Source organism: Veillonella parvula, from assembly GCF_048309325.1.
In the GTDB taxonomy this organism is placed as follows: Bacteria; Bacillota; Negativicutes; order Veillonellales; family Veillonellaceae; genus Veillonella; species Veillonella parvula_T.
In genome coordinates this window covers 549,009-571,507 of the sequence record NZ_DBFBTX010000005.1, presented here as the reverse complement: position 1 = coordinate 571,507, position 22,499 = coordinate 549,009, and the positions used below count along the sequence as shown (strand labels likewise).

The following is a 22,499-nucleotide window of genomic DNA, read 5'->3' as shown; positions in this document are numbered from 1 at the left end:
TCGTGAATGTATTAACCATTACACAATTAAACAATCTCATAAAACGTACCTTAGATCGTGAATATCTATTAAAGAATGTATATGTAAGTGGTACCATTATTAATGCAAAACGTCATAGCAGTGGTCATATGTATTTTTCTTTAAAAGATGAGGAATCTGCTATTGATGTGACAATGTGGTCTAGTACCGTCATGCAAAAGGGACTAGCTAATGCCATTCAAAATGGTTTATTAGTAACTGTAAAAGCATCTGTTAACTTTTACAATAAAATGGGCCGTTTAAATCTCATTGCATCAGATATGCAAATAGGTGCTAAAAGTCCGTTACAGCTCGAATTTGACGCTCTAAAACGAGAGTTAACTGCTTTGGGGTACTTTGATGATAGCCATAAAGTAGGTTTACCCTATATGGCGAGTTGCATTGGTATTGTTACATCCCAATCTGGTGCTGTATTACATGATATTCTACATGTTAGTAAACAACGCAATCCACTAGTTCAATTTAAATTGTTTTCCGTTCCTGTACAAGGTAGTACCGCAGGCCCAATTATAGCAAAAGGAATTGCTACGGCAGATGCTGATCCAGATATTGATGTCATCATCGTTGGTCGTGGTGGTGGATCTATGGAGGACTTGTGGTGTTTCAATGATAGAGCTGTTGTAGAGGCAATTTATAATGCTCATACACCGATTATTTCGGCGGTAGGTCATGAAACAGATTACACCTTATGTGATTATGTAGCTGATGTACGTGGTGCTACGCCTAGCCATGCTGCAGAAATGGCAGTACTTCCAATTACTATATTACAAGATCAGTTGACAGAAAAAGAAGAGTATTTACACGAATATATACGCTATACACTACAACAAAAACGTACAGATTTAACATTGCTCTTTAATCGAAAACTTGGCATTCCAGCTCTGCAATTTTTACATAAGCAAAAATCACACTTACAAGAGCTTTCTCAAACTCTAACTAATGCAACTAAAGAACGATGTAATGCAGAGAGACATAGCTTAGCATTATTGGCACAACAGTTAGAGTCACTAAATCCATTACAAATGATGATTAAAGGTTTTGCAAAGGTTGAGCATGATAACAAACCTATTACTTCGGTTGCCCAATTACAACCAAATGACGATATACGAGTTACACTAGCTGATGGTTATATTACTGCTACGGTAAAGGAGGCGCACAAGGATGGCCGCATCACTAAAAAGTTATGAGAAAAAATATAAGGCCTTAGAAGATATTGTTAAGCAATTAGATGATGGGGATATGACCATTTCTGAGCTTTTATCACAATATAAAAAGGGCTTAACTTTGGTAAAAGAATGTGCTGAAATGCTCGATTCTGTTGAAAATGAAGTACAACAAATTATCGAAGAAGTCCGCATCAGCGAATAAGGAGATTCTATGTTCAAAGATTATTTAGCATCTAGCAAACAAAATATTGAACAATGGTTAGGCGAAGTACTTAATAGCCCAAATCAAGAATTTGAACAACTTTATGAATCTATGAATTATAGTTTAATGCAAGGTGGCAAACGAATACGACCTATTTTAACTAAGGCTGTGTTAGAAATGCTTCATAAAGAGCCAGCTGATTATAAGGAATTTCTATGTGCTATGGAGTGTATCCATACGTATTCATTAGTTCATGATGATTTACCAGCTATGGATAATGATGATTATCGCAGAGGTAATTTGACCAATCACAAAGTATACGGTGAGGGACTTGCTATTTTAGCCGGTGATGGGTTATTAACATATGCCTTTCAATTGATGACTTCAAATACAGTTGCTAGTGCACAGCAAAAACTAGATGCTATACAATGTGTTGCTACTGCGGCTGGTCCAGAAGGTATGGTTGGGGGACAAGCCTTTGATTTGCTCAGTGAAGATAAACATATTCCTTTAGAAGAATTAAAGGTTTTACATACTGGTAAAACAGGTGCACTATTTAACGCTTCTGTAGAATTAGGTCTTATTCTTGGATGTGCTAATAATACCACGCGAACATTCCTTATGGAATATTCTAATTGCCTGGGATTATTATTCCAAATTACTGATGATATTTTAGATGTAACCGGTACTATTGAAGAATTAGGGAAAACACCCGGTAGTGATATTCGCCAACATAAATCTACCTATGTATCTTTACTAGGTTTAGAGCAAGCAAAACATCAAGCCTACCTAGTAGGTAGCCAAGCTCATGATGCGTTAAACTTGGTTTCTTATGATACAACTATACTATCAGCATTAATTGATTATCTTTTAGAACGTACGAATTAATGGGTATTACCTGTAGAAGGTATAAACAATGATTGATATATTACCACAAATAGCACATAATTATATCGCACAAGCTGCATTTTGGGGCTGGTTTACGGCTCAAGCTATCAAATTTGTATGGCAACTCTTAAGACATGGTAAATTCCGACCAGAGCGCCTTGTTGGATCTGGTGGTTTTCCAAGTTCACATACATCATTTGTAATTGCTACAACAACAGCGATTTACCTTAAAAATGGTGTAACGGATCTATTTATATTATCCTTAGTATTTTCAATTGTTGTTATGTATGATGCGTCTGGTGTACGATTAGAGGCAGGACGACAAGCTCAAATACTTAATCAAATTGTAGATTATTTTACCAAAAAGAATATACCTGTTGTCATTACACGTAAAGAAGCATTAAAAGAGTTGTTGGGACATACACCTATCGAAGTATTTGGTGGTTTAATTCTCGGTATTCTTGTGGCCTTTATTCAGTTTTATTGTATTTATCATGGTGTAATATGAACAATAAAGAACGATTAGATATACTCCTCGTTAATCGAGGCCTTTTTGAAAGTAGAGAAAAAGCAAAAGCAGCTATTATGGCGGGCCTTATATTTATGGATACTACGCGCATAGATAAAGCAGGCACCAAGATTCCTGCGGATGCTAATATTATTGTAAAAGGCAATACTTTACCTTATGTAAGCCGTGGAGGACTTAAATTAGAAAAGGCTATTCAAACTTACCCTATCGATTTACATGGGGCTGTGATGATTGATATAGGAGCTAGTACAGGTGGTTTTACAGATTGCGCATTACAAAACGGTGCGTCTAAGGTCTTTGCCATCGATGTAGGATATAATCAATTAGCTTGGAAATTACGCCAAGATTCACGTGTAATTAATATGGAGAAGCAAAATATCCGTACTGTTACTGCTGAACAAATAGGTGAACTTGTTGATTTTATTTCTATTGATGTAGCATTTATTTCTTTAGACAAAGTTTTACCAGTAGCTACTAATTTATTAAAAGATACGGGCTCACTTGTGGCCTTAATAAAACCACAATTTGAGGCTGGTAAAGAAAATGTTGGTAAGGGCGGTATAGTGCGAGATAGTGAAATCCATAAAGAAGTATTACATCGTATTCTACATGTTGCGTATGATTGTGGATTGTATACACATGGCTTAACTTTCTCACCAATTAAAGGTATGGAAGGTAATATAGAGTTTTTAGGTTATTTTAAAAAGTACGAAGAAGGGGCCTTAACCATTGATGATACTTTGATTGATACAGTGGTTGCAGAAGCTCATTCATTATAGGAGATTACTATGCGTATCGGATTCTTCCCCAATATGGGGAAAAGCAATATTATGGCAGTTCTAAAAATGGCTGCACATATTTGTAAAGATGAAGGTATCGAAGTATTTTTGCCAGATGATCTCGAATCAGATGCACCTGCACGAGTACTTAAGATTCCTGAAACTCATATTTTAAGTCGCCCAGAAATCTTCAAACAAATAGATATTGCCTTTAGTTTTGGTGGTGATGGTACCATCATCCATCTTGCAAGACAAATTTATCCATATAATGTACCTGTTTGTGGTATTAATCTTGGCGAACTAGGTTTTTTAAATCAAATTGAAATTCATCAAATGCAAAGTCATATTAAACGTATTGCTAATGGTGATTATAATATTGAAAAGCGTGGACATTTATATGCTTATATAGAACGTCATGAGGGTAAAGAGGAAGAACTAGTTCCTATCATTAACGAAATTGTTATCACTCGTGCTGAGCCTGCTAAAATGGCTCGAATTAATATGTCCATAAATAATCAACACACGCAAATGTATCCATCGGATGGTTTAATTATTTCCTCTGCTACAGGTTCTACGGGCTATAATCTATCGGCTGGTGGTCCAATCATGAAACCAGATAATCGATCTATCATTGTCACCCCAGTAGCACCACATTTAATTCAAGGTGTAAGCCTTGTTTTAGAGGAACATGATACGATTCAAATTACAATGCCGGAAAGAGAACCACAATTACATATTTGTATTGATGGTACATTTGACTATACTTTTACAAATAAAGAAACCTTACATATAAGCTCTAACCCTGTATATTGTTTATTTGTACGATTCAAGGATCAATGTTTCTTTGGTACACTATTTAAAAAGTTAGCATCTCGTCGAGATGAATTGTTATAACCAAATCTCAAGTGGGGTGGTTTTGTGATTAACATTAACAATGCTGTTCAATTCCAACATTTAATCTGGGATAGATGTATGGAAAATGCCAAAGTGGTAGTAGATGCTACATGTGGTAATGGCCATGATCTTTTATACCTTTCTAAACGGGCACAAAAAGCATGCCATCTATATGGAATTGATATTCAAATGAAAGCTATTAAAACTAGCAAGGAGCTTTTACAATCAAATGATATTGCGCCAGAAGTGAGTTTAACATTTATTCATGACTCTCATGATTTGGCGGTAGCTCATCAATTAAAGGATGAAGTTATTGATTTAATGATTTTTAACCTAGGATATTTACCTGGAGGAGATCACCAGGTTGTAACAAAACCGCATCAAACCATTGATGCCATAAATGAAGGTTTACACAAACTTTCCAAGTCTGGAGTTATTACAATAGTTGCTTACCCTGGAACAACAGAGGGATTTGAAGAAATGCAGTCTCTTAAATCGTATTTATCAGATTTAAATCAGAAAATATATAATGTATGTCATTGGCATCCGATGAACCAAATACATAATCCACCTGAGTTATTTATATTGCAAAAACGATAAAACGAAATATATCTTTATTCATTATGAATAAAACTCATACTCAGTTAGTAAAACCCCCTTTATAGGGGATTTTAATTATACATGTATATTTTTTTATTTTTAAATTATTAATTCCCTATAAATAGATGAACCTTATGAGCTATGAATTTGCACGTTATCAATATATAGAATATTAACAATATTTTAAATATTAATATAATATGCATAAGACGTATAATATATGCGATTTATACCATATATTAATTATGAATATATGGTATAATATTATCAGAAAGATACTATTCTCTTTTATGTGCAAGGTTTAAAAAAGGGAGTTCAAAATGAAACGCTATCGCTATAACAAAATTAAAGAGATCGTGCAGTCCAAGGCGATTGAAACACAAGAGGAATTAGCTGCGGCTTTACTAGAAGAAGGTATTGAAGTTACACAAGCTACAGTTTCTCGTGATATTAAGGAATTAATGTTAATCAAAATTCCTACAGGCGATGGACATTATCGTTATGCATTATCTCCAGAGGAAAATGTAGTTTTATCTCGTAGTCGTATTAACCGACTATTCCAAGATTCTTTGATTAAGGTTGATCACAGTTTAAACCAAGTTGTATTACATACAATCCCTGGTTCTGCTCAATCTGTAGCATTTTCTATCGACCATGCAAAATGGACTGAAATTATTGGTACATTAGCAGGGGACGATACTATTTTGTTAATTGCAAAATCCGAAGCTGAAGTTCCAGCAATTTTAGCGAAAATTCAAGATTTAATGAAGGACTAATAATATGTTAACGCAAATGAGCATTCGCAACTTTGCGTTGATTGAGCAAATGAATATTTCATTTAATGATGGCATTACTATCTTTACCGGCGAAACTGGGGCAGGGAAATCCATTCTTATGGATGCCTTTAGTATCCTATTAGGAGAACGCGCAAGTAGCGAGTTTATTCGTCACGGTAAAGATAGTTTTGTTATTGATGGAATATTTGATATTGCTAATCACCAAAGTATTCAAGACCTATTAGAGTCTAAAAATATCATGATAGAAGAAGGCCAGTTAATTCTATCTAGATCTTTTAACCGTAATGGCAAATCTAGTATATTGGCTAATGATCAACCAATACCTTTAAAAGCTTTAAAGGAGATTGGTCAATACTTAGCAGATATTCACGGACAATATAGCAACCAACGTTTACTAGACGCTGATACACATCATGAATATTTAGATACTTTTAATAAAGAAGGAAAAGAAGCCTATAAAGCTTATACTGATGCGTATAAAATGTATAAGCAAGCAAAACAAGATGTAGATCATTTACAAGAAAATATGTCTGAGCGAGCCCGGGAGCTTGATATGCTTAGATACCAAATCGACGAAATTGAAGATGCTGGTCTGAGTGTTGGTGAAGATGTAACTATTGCAGAAGAACTTAAGCGTCTTGACAGTTTTGAACATATTGATAAGGTTTTAGGTTCTTGTTATGATGCCTTTTATAATGGACGTCAACCATTACTTGATACGATTAACTCGATTAAGGTAGAGGTTAATGATCTAGTAAAATATGACAGCGAGTTAAAAGAAGTCTCAGAAATGGTGGACTCTGCTTATTTCCAACTAGAAGAAGCTGCACAATCTTTAGATCGTTACAGGGATACTATCAGCTACGATGAAGAGCGTTATAAGTATTGCCAAGACAGAGATACCACAATTTATAGCTTAAAGAAAAAATATGGTGAAACCGTAGAAGATATTCTAGCATACGAAGAAAAGGCGCAATCTCGTTTAGAAGAACTAGAAGGCCTTGTATTTGCTCAAGATGAATTAGAAACTCGTCTTGAAGAAGCAAAAAAGGTAGCAGAAGAAGCGTTAACAGTTTTACACGAGGTACGTCAAAAAAATGCAAAAGATATTGCTACGGCCTTACATCAAGAATTAGTGGATCTAGGGATGCCCAAAGGGGATATTCAATTTCATATTGAAGAGGGGACTGAGTTATCCTCATTAGGTGCAAAGTCTATTGAAATGTTATTCTCTGCGAATAAAGGGGAACAGTTATTACCTCTACATAAAGTAGCATCTGGCGGTGAGTTAGCTCGCATTGCATTAGCCTTTAAATCAGTATTCCGCAGTGACGCTTTTAAAACGATGGTATTTGACGAAATTGACGTTGGTATCAGTGGTGATATAGCACTTAAGGTGGCAGAAAAAATACTTAATTTATCTAGAACAAATCAAGTATTTTGTATTACCCATTTGCCTCAAACTGCAAGTATTGCGAAACAACACTATCATCTATCTAAAATCGAGCAAGATGATCGTACAATCTCTACATTAGTAGTCTTAAATGAGGAAGAACGAGTAACACAAATTGCGTCTATGATGTCTGGTAAGGGAATGTCTGCTACAGCACTTGCGGCGGCGAAAGAACTTATTGACCATTTTAATTGACTAAAATCGCATAATTACTTATACTAATAGTATTAAATGAATATGTTGATAGAGGTGCGAGTATTAAGAGTAATCATGAGGAGTAGGCATGCATTGATCCATGATAAAAGGGATGCTTGCCGAAGTTCGATGATTGCGACTCATCGTTCTGGTTGTCTATTTAATAGATAGACAACTGTCATCAATCTTGTATTGGTGGAGTGCTATCATTGAGCTTTTCGTAAGAGTATATATAGCTATATAATCTATAAGGCCAGTGGATGCATCCACTGGCTTTTTTGGAGGTATATATGATTCGAGTAATGGTAAATGGCGCTGGCGGCAAAATGGGTCGTGAAGTGGTCAAAGCAGTACATAACGATCCTGATTTAACATTAGTTGGTGGTATTGATCCGACTAAGGCAGGGGAAGATGTAGGCTCTGTAGCAGGAATCGAACAATTAGGTATCAAGATGAATGCCTCCATCGATGAGGTATTAGATACAAATAAACCTGATGTGATTGTAGATTTCACTAATCCTGCAGTTATTTATGAAAACGCGAAGAAAATGTTATCCGCTGGTATTCATGTAGTCATCGGTACTACAGGATTGACCGCAGAACAACGTGATGAACTTGATACAATAGGTCGTTCCAATCAAGCGAATTGCTTAGTGGCTCCAAACTTTTCTCTTGGGGCGGTAATGATGATGAAAGTGTCTGCAGAGCTCGCTCCATATTTCCCTAATGTAGAAATTATAGAATTACATCATAATCACAAATACGATGCGCCTTCTGGCACAGCTATTTTAACAGCTAAATTGATTAACGATGCTAAACAAGCTGCTAAGGTAACTGCTGATGAGGATTTAACTCGTGAAAGCTTACTAGGTGCTCGTGGTGCTAAGGTTGACGATGTAACAATTCATAGTGTACGCCTTCCAGGTTATGTGGCTCATCAAGAAGTATTATTTGGTGGTTATGATGAAACATTAACCATACGTCATGATAGCTTAAGCCGTTTATCTTTTATGCCAGGCGTAGTATTAGCATGTAAAAAAATTAGTTCTAAAACTGGCTTAACATACGGTTTAGAACATTATTTATAATATTTGTGCAAGGAGATGTATCAATGAAAAAACCTAATATTGCAATTCTAGGTGCTACTGGTGCAGTAGGTGCTGAATTTATTACACTTATTGAAGAACGTAACTTTCCTTATGAAAACTTAAAACTATTAGCTTCCGCTCGTTCTGCAGGTACAGAACTTACTGTGAATGGTAAAACATATATTGTAGAAGAAGCAAAACCTGAATCTTTTGATAATATTGATATTGCGCTATTTGCAGGTGGCTCTATATCTAAAACATTAGCGCCAGAAGCCGCTAAACGCGGTGCTATTGTAATCGATAACTCTAGTGCATTCCGTATGGATCCTGAAGTTCCACTCGTAGTACCAGAAGTTAACCCAGAAGATATCTTGAAACATAAAGGTATCATTGCAAATCCTAACTGCTCTACAATTATCATGAGTTTAGGATTAAAACCTCTTCATGATCTCTCTCCAATTAAACGTGTAGTTGTAAGTACATACCAAGCTGTATCTGGGGCAGGTAAAGAAGGTATTGAAGAACTTGAAAATCAAGTAAAACAATATACTGCAGGCGAAGAAATGACAGCAAATCTGTTGCCAACCGGCTCTGCTCCTAAACACTATCCTGTAGCATTTAACTTATTGCCACAAATTGATGTGTTCTTAGAAAATGATTATACTAAAGAAGAAATGAAGATGGTTTACGAAACGCAAAAAATTCTTCATGACGAAACTATTCAAGTAGTCCCAACTACAGTTCGTGTTCCTGTATATCGCTCCCATTCTGAATCTGTCTTGGTAGAAACAGCGGAGCCTGTATCTGTAGAGGCTTTCAAGGCGGCATGTGAAAAATTCCCTGGTTTACAAGTTAAAGATAATCCTGCTGAACAAATTTACCCTATGCCATTGTATACATCTAATCAAAACGACTGTGAAATTGGTCGTATTCGTAAAGACTTATATAATGACAAAGGTATGAACTTCTGGATTGTAGGGGATCAAATTCGTAAAGGTGCAGCTCTTAACGCGTTGCAAATTGCTGAGTACTTGGTGGAAAAACAAGCATTTTAATCTATCAAGGGGAGGACATATATGAAAACCTTTGGTCGAGTGTTAACAGCTATGGTGACATCCTTTAATAGTGATGGATCCGTAAATATTGAAAATTGTGTTGCTATCGCCAATCATCTGTTAGATAATGGCTCTGATGGTCTTGTGGTTTGTGGTACAACGGGTGAAAACCCAACTATGTCTAGAGACGAAAAATTAGCTCTATTTAATGCGATTGCAAAAGAATGTGGACATAAAGGTTCGATTATTGCTAACGTAGGTAGTAACGATACAATGGCTTCTGCAGAATTTGTAAAGGAAGTCTCTAAAATCGATGGTATCGATGGTTTGCTAGTTGTAGTACCTTATTACAATAAACCGAACCAACAAGGCCAATATTTGCATTTTAAAACTATTGCAGAAGCTACTACATTGCCAATTATGGTGTATAATGTACCAAGTCGTGTGGGGACAGGTATTTTCCCAACTACCTTAGTTCAACTACATAACGAATATCCACATATTTGTGCTATCAAAGAGGCAAGTGGTAATTTAATGATTGCTTCTGAAATTAAGCGCTTAATGCCTGGAGATGATTTCATGGTTTATAGTGGGGATGATGGTCTTACATTACCGATGCTTTCTATTGGAGGATGTGGGGTAGTATCCGTAGTATCTCATATTGCAGGCAAAGATATGAATGCTATGATTCAAGCTTATGAATCTGGCCATAACTACGAAGCGATTCGTATTCATCAAGCTTTATCAGAAATTATAAAAGCGATGTTCATCACCACAAATCCGATTCCTGTTAAATATGCAGCCCGTAAAATTGGCTTACCTGTGGGAAAATTTAATTTACCAATGTGTGAACCAACGGCTGATGAAGCAGCATATATTGATAAAGCATTAGCAGAATATCTAAAATAAAATATCAGTATAAAATAAAAACCAGTAACTACATTGTAGCTACTGGTTTTTATTTTACACTACAATCTTACTGTTATTTTTGATTAGAGTGACATTATTTGTATTATATTAATTGTATTTTAATGTAAAAATTTATAATTATGGTATAATTTCTCTGGAGATAGTATTTTTAACTATACTCTAGTCTACTGTTAATTCATGATAAACAGATAAATTGTGAAAGTTCGAACCGACCAATATGGCGGGTACATTTAAAACACAAGGAGTTTAGCATGATACTAACAATGTTAAAAGGTAAAATTCACAGAGCTACTGTGACACAAGCAGAGCTTGATTATGTAGGGAGTATTACAATTGATACAGATTTATTGAATGCATCCGGAATACGAGAATATGAACAAGTTCAAATTGTAAATATTAATAATGGAGCACGTTTTAGTACATATACTATTGCCGGAGAAGCAGGTAGTGGTGTTATATGTTTAAATGGTGCTGCTGCACGACATGTGCAAGTACATGATAAGATAATTATCATGTGTTATGCACAGCTTTATGAAAACGAAGTTGAGAGCCATAATCCTCTCGTTGTATTTGTAGATAACAATAACAAGATAAGTCATATAAAAAACTATGAGAAACATGGTTTATTAGTTGATCAAAAATAATTGTCATTGATCGAATTACAGTAGACTGTATAGGAGACTATCTTCGTATTTACAATATAACGGAGGAATATAATGGAATTTATAACAACTATCGAAAATGTACGGAATATAGTAAATAGCTGGAGAAAAGAAGGTTACACAATTGGTTTTGTACCAACCATGGGATTCTTACATGAAGGACATGCTGCATTAATTGATCAAGCTAGAAAAAATAACGATAAGGTCATTGTCTCTATATTTGTAAATCCTATTCAATTTGGAGAAAATGAAGACTTGAGTACTTACCCTCGTGATATTAATAGTGATAAAAAGTTATGTGAATCACATGGTGTCGATCTTATTTTTGCTCCAAATCCGGAGGAAATGTACCAAGATAAAAAGGCATTTGTAAACATTGCGGATTTATCTGATACATTGTGTGGTATTCGCAGACCAATTCACTTTAAAGGCGTTTGCACTGTGGTGGCAAAATTCTTTAATATTACTCAACCAACAAATGCGTATTTTGGTGAAAAAGATGCACAGCAATTAGCCATTATACGTAAAATGGTCTTTGATTTAAATTTTCCTGTCAATATTATTGGTGTTCCCATTGTTCGTGAAAAAGATGGTTTAGCAAAATCTTCGCGTAATACATATTTGTCTAGTGAAGAACGGAAAGCCGCTACCATATTGTATAAAGCTATTCAATTGGGAAAACAAACTATACAATATGGTTGCTCTGCTAAATGTATCATTGATACTATGACAGACACTATACAAACCGAACCGCTTGCTAAAATAGATTATATTTCAGTTGTTGATGCTAAGACTATGCAACCTGTACAAGAGGTTACTGCTCCAGTATTAGTGGCTATGGCCATATATATTGGTCCTACACGACTTATTGATAACTTCTCATACGATCCAAAATAAGGAGAGAGGTTATGAATCATTTACTTACACTCAACAACGTTCTTTCCAAATACTTGATTTTTATAATCCTCGGCTTTTCATGCATTGCCTATATAGTACCAGAATACTTTACTTGGGCAATCGCTTATACACCTTTTTTACTTGGTATAGCCATGTTTGGAATGGGGCTTACTATTAAGTTTGAAAGCTTATGTAGTATCCTTAGGCATCCAAAAGATATTTGTATTGGTGTACTTGCACAATATACGATAATGCCTCTATTAGCTTGGGGAATTTGCCATATATTCACATTATCACCAGATATTGTTATTGGTGTAATATTAGTAGGTTGTTGTCCTGGTGGAACAGCCAGTAATGTTATAACCTATATTGCCAATGGTGATGTCCCTTTATCTGTAGGAATGACAATTACTTCAACATTAATAGCTCCCATAGTTACACCATTATTAATCTTATATATCGGTGGCGCATGGGTAGATGTTCAAGTTCTACCTATGATGATTACTATGGTAAAAGTTATTATTGTGCCAATCTTATTGGGCGCAGTAATCCAATATGTATGTAAATCACATATCAATACTTTAACCAGCATTAGTCCGATTTTCTCAATGATTGCTATTATACTGTTAATAGCAGCCATTATTGCTATCAACAAAGATAAACTATTGATTTCTGGGCTTGAAACACTTATTGTTGTTGGTATACATAATATACTAGGTCTACTACTAGGATTAGGTGTAGGAGCACTGCTTAAATTAAGATATGATAAAACTACAGCGCTAGCAATAGAGGTAGGAATGCAAAATAGTGGTTTAGCCGTAACATTGGCAGCAACAAATTTTGCATTAAATCCATTAGCAACGCTAGTAGGGGCTATTTTTAGTGTATGGCATAATATATCAGGTGCTATTTTTGCTACTCTACGGAGAGAAAATAGTTTACATTAAAAATAAACTTTTTACATGCAACAAAAAAACGGCAACAATATGTTGCCGTTTTTTTGTTGCTTATATTCTATCTCGTACAAGACCGATTACAAGGCCCTCAATATGACAATCATCTACAATGATTGGATCAAAGTCATCATTTTCAGGTTGCAAACGAATGTGACCATTTTCTTTATAAAAACGTTTTACTGTAGCTTCATCATCAATACGAGCAACAACAACATCGCCGTTATTAGCAGTATTTTGATGCCGCACGATGAGCATATCACCTTCATACATACCTATATTCATCATAGATTCGCCTTGAACACGTAATAAGAAACAGTCAGAATCACCAGTCAATTGAACTGGCAATGTAAGCGTGGACTCTAGGTTTTCTACTGCAGTAATAGGCATACCTGCTTGTACAGTGCCGATAAGAGGTACTTGTTTAAGTCCAGCACCTAAAAACTCAAAGTTATCAGAGCTAGACGTTTCATTACCGGCTACTGAAATAGAAGGTTTAGTATCTTCTAATACAGTAATAGCACGATTTTTATTGGGATCACGTTTAATATAACCAAATTTTTCTAAAGTATTTAAGTGAGATTGAACGGTGGAAGTAGAACTTAGCCCTACATGTGTACAGATTTCACGAACTGTAGGACAACGATATTCATTATGTAATGAATCTTTTATAAATTCTAATATACGGCGCTGTTTTGTATTGATATCTGTAGCAGGGCGTCTCATGATAAACCTCCAAAGCCAATCTAAGGTCAAAATAGTATCAATATATCTATGAGTAAAAATTACCACATAATGTACTATATAATAAAAATATAAGATATTTACTTAACTTATATACCTATTATAGGCAATTTTAAAATTTTTTGCAAACATTTGTTCTAAAACACTTGACCGAACATTCGTTCGTGTGCTATTATAAGCATGTAAACAAACAAATGTTCTCAGATATTATGTTCGATATAAATGTGAGGTATGAGATGAAAAATATATTGATGATGGTAGGAATGTGCTTAACAGTATTATTTGGTTATAATATGTCAAATCCTGCAACAGAGGTAAATACACATAATGTACGTGAAGTAAAGGTTCAAGTAGGCGATACAATGTGGGATATTGCAGCACGTACAGCTCATAAAGATATGGATGTTCGTGAAATGGTATATACCATGAAGGAACTTAACAATATTAGTGATTCTGGTGCTCTTGTACCTGGTACGGTTTTAAAAGTACCAACAAAGAAATCTGATAGTCCAGTTAGAGCTTTGGACTATGTGGCTCAAAACTAAATATATATGGGTTAATCCCACGCAAAAAAGCAGCTACTCTAACAGAGATAGCTGCTTTTTGTTATCTAATGTATGTTATTAAACGATTTATAGTTATTGTCTAAATCAACTGATTTATGATTGTTATCTAAATCGTTTTTCAAAGATCGTTGAAATAGGATTATCTACAAATTTGTTTGCCTCATTAATGTAACGACGAACCATATTTACACTATGATGACGGGTTTGACGCATAATATTACGCTCCTCAACACCATAAGCTGCTGCAGTCGTTGCAAAGCCATGACGTAAACTATGAGCGCCATACATAGTCGGATCTAGACCAATAAGAGAAATATATTTTTTTACGATTTCTGAAATCATCTTATCGGATATAGCTGTTTTACGTAAAGACATATTTTTTGTAAACCCTCTAAATACAGGTCCCTCAGTAATACCAGAAGCACGTAACCATTGTTGTAAGGCTCGTACTGCATCTAACGGAGAACCAGATAAATGTGGGATAGCTACCACTGCACCTTGACCTTCTTGGTCGGCCTTAGAGGATGCTACAAAGATTTCAACACCTTGTGGTGAAAATTGAAGATTTTCTACTGTAATAGCCGCAATCTCACTGCGACGGAAGGCACCCATAAAGCCAATCAAAAGAATAGCTTTATCACGCAATAATTGAAGTTCCGGAACATCTAGCTTAGCCATACAGTCTATAATATCTTCAATATCTTCTAATAAAACTGGTGTTTTCCCTTGTTGAAACGTTCCTTTTAACCGTCTAATGCCACGTAAGGCCTGTTTTACAATAGGTGCCATACATGGATTATTTCTTTGACCAGAAGCATTAAAATTTTCAGATATAGCACTTATACGACGTGAAATTGTATTTGCCTTTGCATAATCTGCTAGATCGTTAATATAATTTACTATTGTTTCTGGTGTAGCTGGAAAATAAGATACCTTTTGATAGGTACACCAATCTACAAAATCGTCCCAATCCGATTCGTAAGCATCAACAGTATTCTCGGCCTTAGATAACAATATGCTTTGTTTTGCTTTCATAGACAACTTTGTACTATTCATAAGCGCATCGTTATTGCGCAAATAGAAATGTTTTTGTTGTTTCTTAGACTCTGACATAATTCACCCTTACCCCTAAAATATCAATATAATTGTACCATAGATTAGATCTATATATGCTATAATTAGAGTATATGATAACTTATTCGGGAGAATTTACCAATATATGACGAAAAAATACATATTAGTAGGAACGGTCCTTGTTCTTTTAGGTACAACTGGCTGCTCATACATTCCAACAGAAAATATTTCTTATGGTGTATATTATAATGATACAGATCTATCAAATACACCAAAGAACAAATTACAAGCGCGTTTACAAGAGTTGAACGATAAGATACCTCAGACTATATCTATCGATATGGGAAATAATAAAAAACAACAAGCTACATATCATGATTTAGGCATTCAATTCGATACAGAGGGTATGGTAAAAGCTATTTCCACATACGGCTATGAGGATGATATGTGGACAGTACTGTCACATAGATTTAATGGCTTATTTTATGGTCATCATTTTAAACCACAATATAAGTTAGACGAAGTAAAGGGGAAAACATATCTCACTGAGTTAGCAAAAACAATAGATACACCTGGTCATGATGCATATCTTACTGTTGAAAATGGACAAGTAGTAATACATCCCGCAAAAGAAGGAAAACGTATTGATATCGATGCCACCCTCAAAAAGCTGAAAGATGATTTACAATCTGGCGATAGTATAAATTCACTTTCTATGGTATTTACTACGCAGAATACAGTAAAAGTTACCGATACTGATCTAAAACCTTTAAATACTGTATTAGCATCTTTCACAACGGAGTATAATCCAGGTAATGAAAGCAGAACACATAATATCCAACTAGCTTCTGATAAGATAAATGGTACACTCATTAAGCCAGGCGCACAATTCTCCTTTAACGATGTTGTAGGCGAACGTACTGCAGAAGCTGGCTATGATGATGCACCTGTTATGATTGATGGCAAATTAGTTCCTGGCATTGGTGGCGGTATTTGCCAAGTAAGTTCTACTATTTTTAATACAGCTTTATTATCCGGAATGAATATTGTTGAACGAACTCCTCATTTTGAGCCAGTTGGATATATTCAAGCTGGCAGAGATGCTACAGTAGCTTGGGGCTATTTAGATTTTAAGTTTAGAAATCCATATCAGCATTCTATTTATATCTTAAGCGTTATGAATAATGGAACCTTAACTATTTATATTATAGGTACAGCCCAAGATAAACCAAAGAATGTATCTATCTCTGTAGGTGATTACAGTGAGATTCCTAATAAAACAATAACAAAGGTAGATCCATCTTTAAAAGAAAAAGAGGTACAAGAAGGGCATGTAGGCTTGAAAATGAATACATATAGAACCATTACATATGGCAACTGGGTTACTCAAACTGATTCCTTTGAGTCTGTATATGACCCAGTAGATACAATTATTACAATGCCTACTACATCTGAAGCAACAGTAAAAAAAGGTGACAAAAAGAAAACATAATTATAGTTTTTATGAAATATAGCCTAAACTATTGACCATTAGATATAAATAGTTTAGGCTATAATTTGGGTTGTAAATGAGAAATCATTATAGACGTAAATAAATTAGTATAGATTAATTATTAAAATAAAAAGCATAAGACATTCTCAATAATTATCATTTAGATGAGAGTAGAATAGAAGAGGAATTTATGGACACAATTTTACAATTTGATCACTCTTTAATCTTCTATGTACATGAACATTTTGTATATAGTTTTTTAACACCAATTATGGCATTTATTTCAAAAATTACAAGTAATGGCGCATTATGGATTATAATAGCCTTATTATTAATGCTACAAAAAAAATATCGTGTTTTAGGCGTGGCGATTATTATTGCTTTAGGATTTGTATTTATAATTGGCGACCAAGGTTTAAAACCAAATGTAGCTAGATTAAGACCATTTGTTGATTTTCCAAATGTAACGGTACCGTTGGAATCTGCACTACCAAAAGCTACAAGCTATTCATTCCCCTCAGGTCATAGCTTTGGTTCATTCGCATCAGCCATGACTATTTACCTAGGCTTAGGTCAAATAGCACCTCAGAAGCGATATTTAGGGATTTTAGCATTGTTAGGTTCAATAGTAGTAGCATTCTCTAGAGTTTACTTATTTGCACATTATCCAACAGATGTATTAACTGGTTTAGTATTAGGAATCATCGTAGGATTCATTGCCTGGAAGTTAGCAAGAATCGGCTGGAACTGGTGGACTAACCGCCATAATGATGTAGAATACGAACCATACACATTTAAACGTAAATAAGCAAAAAACTATATAACACAAGGGATTGGGCCATTTAGGCCCAATTTTTGACATCAAATTACTTCCGATAATATATCGTTATCGGAAGTTATTTATATTAAAAACAAAAACTAGCCTATAAGTCTATAAGCTAGTTTATTTTAGTTAATCAAAATAATCAGTAAAAAATTAATTATTTATCATATGAATCTATTTCTTTTATATATTCCGCTAACTCAGGTTCATCAATAGTAACTTTATCAAACTTAGGTTCAATAATTATATTACCGTTATAATCCATTAGGCCATATTTCCCTTTAGATTTATAAACAAATAAAGCTTTATAAAATGATGTTATATCGTCATCATAATGTGGTAATTTAAATAATTTATAACCTGAGTTTGTATCAATTACATATTTTATTTTATCATAAGTTGCTGTAGTAACTTTATTTAATACATAATTAGGCTTTGATGTATCTATACTATCAAAAACATCAGCATAAAATACACCTGAACTAGCATTAAAAATACTATTACCATATGAATCTTTCAAAATAAAGCTACGATCACTTAATCTTTCATAAGAATAGTTATTCGTAGCAACTATAGTTTGATCTAATGAGTCTACAATACCATACCTATTATTTTCATCAGTCACAACAAAGTACTTAAACTCTTTACCTAAATGTTTTATAGATTTATATTTAGGAGGAATAACGATTATATTATCCTTTGTCTTCATACCATATAAAGTATTACCTTTATCATCTACTTCTGAAAATAAATCATAAACATCTGATGGAGCTCTACTATAAAAATTCTCATCAGAATATGAATCACCTCCCGCACCATCATTATTACGTATTTCTATATAATCATTTCTGTTAATAAGGTCTATAGCTTCATCAACACTAAGTATAAAACACCATTTTCTGTAAGATATTTTGTATAATCATCTATAGTATATAATTTATAAAGATATTTTTTATCTTTTCTAGACCAATATTTGGTAATACTCTCATTGATACTTCTAATAGGACTATCAATAATTGGATTGCCGCTTACTCTATTATATACATACCAATATTCTCCTTTTTTACCTAATATTATAGTATCACTTAAATCATCATAATCAGTAATCACATCATTAATAGCATATGTACCATCTAAGTTTAATAATTTAAAGCCCCCATTAGTGAAAGCTTTAGCAAATTTATAATAGAACTCATATTCATACCCTACTGGTAAATAGGCTAGTTCAACTAAATTTACATATCGTTTTTGACCATTTTCATAAAATGATCCATATACATAGTTATTATTATATCCTTTTATATACTCCACATGTAAGTTATCATATGGGCCCAATATCCATTGTCCTTTTTCATCAACAATGGTATTGCCAGTTTGGGATTCTAATGTAATATATTCTTTTGCAGCTATTATATTACATGCAACCAATGCTATTGCAAAGCTTAATATAAACTTTCTCATAAAGCACTCCATTACACAACACATCAATAGTTGATTTCATATTAACATATTTATATTCTTTAAATAAACTATACTTTTCATATTCTTAATTATTCTGTATGCCAATAAAGTATTATTATTACATAAAATTTATATTGAATTTTTTAGAATCAGATTGTAAAATAGTAATATAAATTATCTAATTTACTCATACTCTTATGGAGGAATTTTATGTGCTGGTGTGATATTGTAAGTAAAGCCAAAATTGGCGGTTTAAAACATTTAGGAAATGGCATGGAGAGTTCTTTAAGATTTCTTGCTGAAATGGTTGTTGGTTTAAGTATTATTCGCGTGTTAGTTAACTGGATTTTTGGTATCTAATTTCTCAGATGAATATGAACATATTAATAGGCGCTTAGTTATCTAAGCGCCTTATTTTTATATTTTTTGATTTATAAAATTGGTTTCTTAACTGCACCACCTAGTGTATTATTCATATGCTTCACTGCAATCAATGTATTCCATAATAATTTGGCAGATCTGGCCATCTTTATCAAATGCCCAGTATACTGGATATAAACCATCGCCAAATCCAGATTGAATCATCGGTACTGTCAATTCTGTATCAGGAATTGTAAAGTTAATCCAATCGCCTTTAGAACGTTGGTATTGTGGATATGCCATAGCATTTAATTGGAATAAATCACTATAATAGTCATCGTATATATTTTTTTCAGGATAGTTTATATGCCATTGTTCATAAAACTTATTATATGTTTCAATTGTTTGTGCATCTACAATTGTAGCTAAACCCGAATCTACAGGAAATCCAATATAGGTATCTCCATCATCTAAATCGGTTAAGTCCTCTGTCCCTTTTAATGCTAATTCATAGTATACAGGCTCATTGCCACTAAAAATAACTCGACTAGCTACATAACGATACTCATTTGGTTCCATTTCAATTATCTTAGTCTCTAACAAATACGTACCTGGTGTTACCTGTCTAAGATATGTATCTGGTTTGCTTGGCAATGTTACTAGAGGATCACAACACGTAATATAACCTGTTGGAAAATTTACCGTCCACATAGGTAATGTGTGTAACGGAAATCCTTTTAACTCTTTTCGGTTAAATAAATCGTGATATGGTACGGTAGGTTTTAATTTACCTTCAGAACCTAATCGGTTAAAGGTTTGAATCCATTCGCTAGTTAATTTAGATTGTTCCATATTACTCCTCGGCTTCGTATTTACAATGAATATATTCGCCTTCTAATACTTCATAGGCTGCGGTTTTACGAATTATTTGCTTCACTAATGTATCTAGTTTTGAACCATTAGAATAGTCTGCAGGTGCATAATAACGGATACGATGATGACGCATCATCTTATATACCTTTTCTTTATCCTTCTTAAATGGATCATATACACCTATAGAATGACCCCCATTAGCGTTCACAAGACTCATACAAGGAATATCTGTATCGCTATCCCCAATATAAATCATGTTACGGAACGGCACACGTTGATTTTCAGGCTTAATGTAATCATTAACACCAGTATCATTAATATCGAGAATTCCTTTTTGAATGCGGAACAAAAATTGTGTCTTATTCGTATAGTTAATGGCTTGTGCAGGCCAAACAGCTACACCTTTATCGTCGAACATAAATGCACTGGCATAGATTTTAGTGAAAGCCCCCTCTTTTGCCATTTCAGTGCCTTCGATCATTTCTTTTAAGCCAGACGAAATAATATAATGTTCAATCTTAACGCCTTGTTCTAAGCCATATTGACGAATGCGTTCAAACCAAGTCCGTACCCCTTCGTATAATTCTACTTGATTGCCGTATTCCATGAGCTTATCTTTTGTTACATAGAAATGGCCTACAGCTTCTTGAATCATTTTGTACATATAGGCTAAGTTATTATCCATATCATGTTTTTTAGCCAATTGATTTGATTCATGCCAAAATTGTTTGATTTGCTCTTCGTTATAGCCTACCGATTGAATGAATCCTTGTGCCTGCATATCGTCAGGGGTTAAAGTCTTATCAAAGTCGTAACACATTGCTAACACGGGCATAGATGAGTCAGATGATTGTAAATTATCTTTACTATCTCTCTTATACGTTATCATAAATGCACCTCCTTTTAAACTAAACAAAAATACATTTACACTCTCTTATATTCCTGAGATACCTGCTTGACAACCCCTTTGGTATCTATTTTACACGATAAGTCAATTCATTTAATTTAATAATTCCTCGTAATTCTCTCTAAAATAAGCTATCTTGTGTTACAGTTTCGTTTATAATCCAACTCTTTTCCGTACTTTCTTTAATAATTTCTCTTTTTGTAAGTCTTCCAATCAGTAAACTAGAATTTGGATCATGATGTAAACGATTATATCGAACTGCCGCTTGATTAGTATTGGCATAACAATATCGACAAAAGTGGCTACAGCTATCGTAGGCACCAATATCGCCATGTAAATAACAATTACATTCTGGTCGTGCTGGCGCACGTTTAGGTGCTTTTAATTTTATATTCCAAGCTCTTTCATAACAATCTAAGGTTAAACACCCCTCTGTATCAGCACCAAGCTCTTTAAAGATATCCCCTTCTCCACAGGTTTTAAGATTCATATGATTGGAATGAGCTATGGAAACAAATTCTTTAATGATCTTAGTTTGAACATCTAAACTTGGTCTATATCCTTCTGGAAAATTCTGAGCCACCTTATCAAATATATCTAAAAAACTAACAACAACTGTATCTGTATAGCCCTTAAGGGCTTGAGCCATTTTGTGAAAGCTTTCAAAATGAAAATCTACTGTATACTCATTGGTTAAAATGATAGGATCATAACGCCACACCATAGATTGAGGATTAAGTAGTTTAGAAATGTGTTTAAACCCTTCTATAACAGACGCATAAGTTGGCACGTAGGGTTCAATATCAGTTCCATAAGGCGTTATAGTCATATGCCAGTATTGTCTGTAATCAACAATTTTATTTAGTAGTGGAATAAACGGTAAAGGATTCTTTGTACAGAATGCAATACCATCTACCACCTCTTGATTAATTGGATACCGTGTCACCTGTAGGGGATTATAAGGGTTACGAACATCTACAAAACCTTCACGTATACGATTGATTAGCCATTGCCCATAAAAAGCAGGAATATCTGTACGTTGCCCAGTCTGTAATATCATAGTCCCTGCCCT

Annotated in this window: 26 protein-coding genes and 1 riboswitch; of the genes, 19 read left to right on the top strand and 7 right to left on the bottom strand. The window is 34.2% G+C overall.

The features are described 5' to 3' along the window. Window positions 1-2 precede the first annotated feature (2 nt). The 15 genes from xseA to ACMKPP_RS07405 all read left to right on the top strand — a co-directional run bounded on the left by xseA (window position 3) and on the right by ACMKPP_RS07405 (window position 13,121). Window positions 3-1,226, top strand: coding sequence for an exodeoxyribonuclease VII large subunit (xseA, locus tag ACMKPP_RS07475; RefSeq protein WP_008713905.1), 1,224 nt, complete (start codon window positions 3-5; stop codon window positions 1,224-1,226). Then, the gene (gene xseB / locus ACMKPP_RS07470; RefSeq protein ID WP_008713906.1) at window positions 1,201-1,407 is read left to right on the top strand and encodes an exodeoxyribonuclease VII small subunit; all 207 of its coding nucleotides are present in this window, start codon (window positions 1,201-1,203) and stop codon (window positions 1,405-1,407) included. The genes xseA and xseB overlap by 26 nt, the downstream gene beginning before the upstream one ends. Before the next feature lie 9 nt (window positions 1,408-1,416). Then, the gene (locus tag ACMKPP_RS07465) at window positions 1,417-2,295 is read left to right on the top strand and encodes a polyprenyl synthetase family protein (RefSeq protein ID WP_008713907.1); all 879 of its coding nucleotides are present in this window, start codon (window positions 1,417-1,419) and stop codon (window positions 2,293-2,295) included. 28 nt (window positions 2,296-2,323) lie between these two features. Continuing rightward, window positions 2,324-2,803 (top strand): divergent PAP2 family protein, encoded by a 480-nt coding sequence (locus ACMKPP_RS07460; protein ID WP_004695814.1) that lies wholly within the window; start codon window positions 2,324-2,326, stop codon window positions 2,801-2,803. Then, window positions 2,800-3,603 (top strand): TlyA family RNA methyltransferase, encoded by an 804-nt coding sequence (locus ACMKPP_RS07455; RefSeq protein ID WP_008713910.1) that lies wholly within the window; start codon window positions 2,800-2,802, stop codon window positions 3,601-3,603. Before ACMKPP_RS07460 ends, ACMKPP_RS07455 begins: the two co-directional genes overlap by 4 nt. Before the next feature lie 9 nt (window positions 3,604-3,612). Next, the gene (locus tag ACMKPP_RS07450; RefSeq protein ID WP_024061669.1) at window positions 3,613-4,497 is read left to right on the top strand and encodes an NAD(+)/NADH kinase; all 885 of its coding nucleotides are present in this window, start codon (window positions 3,613-3,615) and stop codon (window positions 4,495-4,497) included. 24 nt (window positions 4,498-4,521) lie between these two features. Beyond that, on the top strand, window positions 4,522-5,097 hold the full coding sequence (gene mnmM, locus ACMKPP_RS07445) for a tRNA 5-(aminomethyl)-2-thiouridylate-methyltransferase MnmM (RefSeq protein ID WP_008713914.1): 576 nt from the start codon (window positions 4,522-4,524) through the stop codon (window positions 5,095-5,097). Between the two features lie 320 nt (window positions 5,098-5,417). Continuing rightward, a complete protein-coding gene (gene argR, locus ACMKPP_RS07440) occupies window positions 5,418-5,873 on the top strand; it encodes an arginine repressor (RefSeq protein ID WP_004695825.1) in 456 nt (151 codons plus the stop codon). 4 nt (window positions 5,874-5,877) lie between these two features. Next, complete coding sequence (gene recN, locus ACMKPP_RS07435) at window positions 5,878-7,542, top strand: DNA repair protein RecN (RefSeq protein WP_205112421.1); 1,665 nt, start codon at window positions 5,878-5,880, stop codon at window positions 7,540-7,542. Between the two features lie 41 nt (window positions 7,543-7,583). Then, window positions 7,584-7,756: riboswitch (Lysine riboswitch) on the top strand. Window positions 7,757-7,832: 76 nt separating this feature from the next. Further along, window positions 7,833-8,630: a 4-hydroxy-tetrahydrodipicolinate reductase gene (gene dapB, locus ACMKPP_RS07430; RefSeq protein ID WP_008713918.1), complete on the top strand. Its 798-nt coding sequence runs from the start codon at window positions 7,833-7,835 to the stop codon at window positions 8,628-8,630. A 23-nt stretch (window positions 8,631-8,653) separates the two neighbouring features. After that, window positions 8,654-9,685 (top strand): aspartate-semialdehyde dehydrogenase, encoded by a 1,032-nt coding sequence (locus ACMKPP_RS07425; RefSeq protein WP_004695831.1) that lies wholly within the window; start codon window positions 8,654-8,656, stop codon window positions 9,683-9,685. Between the two features lie 21 nt (window positions 9,686-9,706). Next, window positions 9,707-10,594, top strand: coding sequence for a 4-hydroxy-tetrahydrodipicolinate synthase (gene dapA / locus ACMKPP_RS07420; RefSeq protein ID WP_195394802.1), 888 nt, complete (start codon window positions 9,707-9,709; stop codon window positions 10,592-10,594). 272 nt (window positions 10,595-10,866) lie between these two features. Then, window positions 10,867-11,259, top strand: coding sequence for an aspartate 1-decarboxylase (gene panD, locus ACMKPP_RS07415; protein ID WP_101928273.1), 393 nt, complete (start codon window positions 10,867-10,869; stop codon window positions 11,257-11,259). Between the two features lie 72 nt (window positions 11,260-11,331). Further along, window positions 11,332-12,174, top strand: coding sequence for a pantoate--beta-alanine ligase (gene panC / locus ACMKPP_RS07410; RefSeq protein WP_105086502.1), 843 nt, complete (start codon window positions 11,332-11,334; stop codon window positions 12,172-12,174). 11 nt (window positions 12,175-12,185) lie between these two features. Continuing rightward, window positions 12,186-13,121 carry a bile acid:sodium symporter family protein gene (locus ACMKPP_RS07405; protein ID WP_008713926.1) on the top strand — a complete coding sequence of 312 codons (936 nt, stop codon included), beginning with the start codon at window positions 12,186-12,188 and terminating at the stop codon, window positions 13,119-13,121. 60 nt (window positions 13,122-13,181) lie between these two features. Here ACMKPP_RS07405 and lexA read toward each other — a convergent pair whose 3' ends face one another. Beyond that, window positions 13,182-13,853 (bottom strand): transcriptional repressor LexA, encoded by a 672-nt coding sequence (gene lexA, locus ACMKPP_RS07400; RefSeq protein ID WP_008600953.1) that lies wholly within the window; start codon window positions 13,851-13,853, stop codon window positions 13,182-13,184. Window positions 13,854-14,107: 254 nt separating this feature from the next. On the opposite strand from lexA, the gene ACMKPP_RS07395 reads away from it, so the two are divergent. Then, entirely contained in the window at window positions 14,108-14,416 is a 309-nt protein-coding gene (locus ACMKPP_RS07395; protein ID WP_105086501.1) for a LysM peptidoglycan-binding domain-containing protein, read from the top strand. A 123-nt stretch (window positions 14,417-14,539) separates the two neighbouring features. Here the strand turns inward: ACMKPP_RS07395 and ACMKPP_RS07390 are convergent, their stop codons facing one another. Further along, window positions 14,540-15,550, bottom strand: a complete 1,011-nt coding sequence (locus tag ACMKPP_RS07390) for a site-specific integrase (RefSeq protein ID WP_128114436.1) — start codon at window positions 15,548-15,550, stop codon at window positions 14,540-14,542. Between the two features lie 106 nt (window positions 15,551-15,656). Between ACMKPP_RS07390 and ACMKPP_RS07385 the strand changes: the two genes are divergently transcribed. Together ACMKPP_RS07385 and ACMKPP_RS07380 are read left to right on the top strand one after the other, a co-directional pair. Further along, window positions 15,657-17,003, top strand: a complete 1,347-nt coding sequence (locus ACMKPP_RS07385; RefSeq protein WP_128114435.1) for a VanW family protein — start codon at window positions 15,657-15,659, stop codon at window positions 17,001-17,003. Window positions 17,004-17,193: 190 nt separating this feature from the next. Continuing rightward, window positions 17,194-17,811: a phosphatase PAP2 family protein gene (locus ACMKPP_RS07380; protein ID WP_008600961.1), complete on the top strand. Its 618-nt coding sequence runs from the start codon at window positions 17,194-17,196 to the stop codon at window positions 17,809-17,811. A 172-nt stretch (window positions 17,812-17,983) separates the two neighbouring features. Here ACMKPP_RS07380 and ACMKPP_RS07375 read toward each other — a convergent pair whose 3' ends face one another. Both ACMKPP_RS07375 and ACMKPP_RS07370 read right to left on the bottom strand, forming a co-directional pair. Next, window positions 17,984-18,535 carry a WG repeat-containing protein gene (locus tag ACMKPP_RS07375; protein WP_316146111.1) on the bottom strand — a complete coding sequence of 184 codons (552 nt, stop codon included), beginning with the start codon at window positions 18,533-18,535 and terminating at the stop codon, window positions 17,984-17,986. Between the two features lie 152 nt (window positions 18,536-18,687). Beyond that, a complete protein-coding gene (locus ACMKPP_RS07370; RefSeq protein WP_418369568.1) occupies window positions 18,688-19,287 on the bottom strand; it encodes a hypothetical protein in 600 nt (199 codons plus the stop codon). A gap of 210 nt (window positions 19,288-19,497) precedes the next feature. Between ACMKPP_RS07370 and ACMKPP_RS07365 the strand changes: the two genes are divergently transcribed. After that, window positions 19,498-19,647, top strand: coding sequence for a hypothetical protein (locus ACMKPP_RS07365; RefSeq protein WP_008713935.1), 150 nt, complete (start codon window positions 19,498-19,500; stop codon window positions 19,645-19,647). A 108-nt stretch (window positions 19,648-19,755) separates the two neighbouring features. On the opposite strand, the gene ACMKPP_RS07360 is transcribed toward ACMKPP_RS07365, so the two are convergent. The 3 genes from ACMKPP_RS07360 to ACMKPP_RS07350 form a co-directional block, all read right to left on the bottom strand. After that, complete coding sequence (locus ACMKPP_RS07360; RefSeq protein ID WP_418369567.1) at window positions 19,756-20,499, bottom strand: DUF4241 domain-containing protein; 744 nt, start codon at window positions 20,497-20,499, stop codon at window positions 19,756-19,758. Window position 20,500: 1 nt separating this feature from the next. Further along, window positions 20,501-21,409, bottom strand: a complete 909-nt coding sequence (locus ACMKPP_RS07355; RefSeq protein WP_308520999.1) for an HAD family hydrolase — start codon at window positions 21,407-21,409, stop codon at window positions 20,501-20,503. Window positions 21,410-21,548: 139 nt separating this feature from the next. Then, a complete protein-coding gene (locus ACMKPP_RS07350) occupies window positions 21,549-22,487 on the bottom strand; it encodes a DUF1848 domain-containing protein (protein WP_418369566.1) in 939 nt (312 codons plus the stop codon). Window positions 22,488-22,499: the final 12 nt, after the last annotated feature.